A 2,157-nucleotide genomic window follows, 5' to 3' on the forward strand; every position below is an offset into this window, starting at 1 on the left:
GTGCGCCACGAGGCGCTGTGAGTTCGGGCAGGGGTGAAAGGACCCTGCCGGTGGGTCATCGCGGTGGCCTGCTGAAGCTGGAGGCAGCCTGATCCGGGGGACGCCGGGGAAGGTGGGAGCAGCCTCGACAACGACGGGACGGGTCGGTACTGCCAGACGGCTCGGGTCCGGCAAGCGAGACAGGAAGGTGTACGAATGTAGGAACCAGTGGTCGAACCCCCTTAAGTCCAGAACCGGCTCGAACCTGGTGGATATGGGCCGGGCGACAGTGCGCACCCTGATGAACGGGGTTGGGGTGACTTCACATCGCGGAGGAGCCGCTGGTGTGGAGGCCATGGGGAAGGTCCGCGGCGTACCCGTGGCGATGCTGTAGGGGAAAAGCTGGGCGCCTCACCTGTCAACCGAATCACAGTGAACGTGGGAAGCTTTCCGCGATCGCCCTTCCCGCCGGCTCTCGCCGGCGGCGGGCAGGTCCGTCGTCGACTGGTGGTCGTGGAAGGTGGCGGAGTCCTCGTAGTACTCGGAGACCGGGAAAGCCGGCCACATGGGGAAGGGGGACAGCGAGATCGAGCGGGGAGGAACTGGAATGTCAGGAGGTCGTCGGTGAATATCGGCGCGCCGTGGCCGACCGTCGAAGAGGCGGCGGACGGGGTACTGAAGATCCAGACCAAACTGCATCGGTGGGCGTCTGATAATCGGACGCGCCGGTTCGATGATATCTACAACTTTGTCTATGACCCGGCGGTGCTGGTGACGGCGTGGCGTCGGGTGCGGACGAACAAGGGAGCGCGCACGGCCGGCGTGGACGGTGAAACCGCCTACTACGTCGAGACCGTGCGGGGAGTGCCAGCGTTCCTGTCCGACCTGCGTGAGGATCTGCGGACTCGCAGGTTCCAGCCGGTCGTGGTCCGCGAGGTGACGATCCCCAAGCCGGGAGGCAAGCGACGCCGGCTGGGGATAGCCACCGTGCGGGACCGGGTGGTGCAGGCGGCCCTCCTGACTGTCCTGGAGCCAATCTTCGAGGCGGGTTTCCAGCCGTGCAGCTACGGTTTCCGTCCGAAGCGCCGGGCTCACGACGCGATCGCCGAAACACACTTCCTGGCGTCTCGTTCCTACGAGTGGGCCGTCGAGGGTGATATTGAGGCGTGCTTCGACAACATCTCGCATTCTGCGCTGTTAGACCGGGTGCGGGTTCGCGTCGGAGACAAGCGTGTGCTGGGTCTGGTGAAGGCGTTCCTGAAAGCCGGCGTCCTCACCGAGGGCGGGGCGGAAAGGGATACGGTCACGGGCTGTCCACAGGGTGGTATTGTGTCACCGTTGCTCGCGAATATCGCGCTGTCCATCCTGGATGATCATTTTGTCGGGGCGTGGAACGCGATGGGTGACTCCCATAAGCGGGCCGAACGGCGCCGTCGGGGGGTGGCGAACTATCGGCTTATCCGTTACGCGGATGACTGGCTGCTGATGGTCGCTGGAACCCGCGCGGACGCGGAACGGCTGCGGGAGGAAGCGGCGGCGGTGCTTGTTCCGATGGGCCTGCGCCTGTCGGCGACGAAGACACGGATCACCCACATAGACAAGGGCCTCGAGTTCCTGGGCTTCCGCATCCAGCGGCACACCCAGCGAGGATCGGCGAAACGCTACGTCTACACGTACCCGGCCCGCGCCGCCCTCGCGGCGGTCAAAGGAAAGGTACGGGCGCTGACCCGAGGAGCAACGAACCACTCACTGGACATCCTGCTGCACCGGCTCAACCAAGTGCTGCGCGGATGGACAACCTACTTCCGGCACGGGGCGTCAGCCAAAACCTTCGCCTACCTGTCCGCCTATACCTGGCGGCGGGTGTGGTGCTGGCTGCGGCACAAACACCCCAAAACCAGTTGGAAGGAGCTACGCCGCCGCTACCAGCCAGACCAGCGGCCGGCGTGGAACGGGGTGACGCTGTTCAACCCGGCGGCGGTGACAATTATCCGATACCGCTACAGGGGAGCAACAATCCCTTCGCCGTGGAAGACGGCCGCGTAACAGTCGGACAGGCCATCGATATCGGCTCGTGGAGAGCCCGGTGCTCGGCCAACGGGCACGCCGGGTTCGGAGGCGCGGGCCGGGGAAACGGGCCGGTAGAAATACCGGTACCGCGCCTCGGCCCGACCCTAC

Annotated in this window: 1 protein-coding gene; it reads left to right on the plus strand. The window is 65.5% G+C overall.

The features are described 5' to 3' along the window. Window positions 1-603: 603 nt before the first annotated feature. Complete coding sequence (gene ltrA, locus NBX02_RS07845) at window positions 604-2,025, plus strand: group II intron reverse transcriptase/maturase (protein WP_250290649.1); 1,422 nt, start codon at window positions 604-606, stop codon at window positions 2,023-2,025. The last annotated feature ends 132 nt before the right edge of the window (window positions 2,026-2,157 follow it).

Source organism: Protofrankia sp. CiP1_Cm_nod1, from assembly GCF_920888515.1.
GTDB lineage: Bacteria > Actinomycetota > Actinomycetes > Frankiales > Frankiaceae > Protofrankia.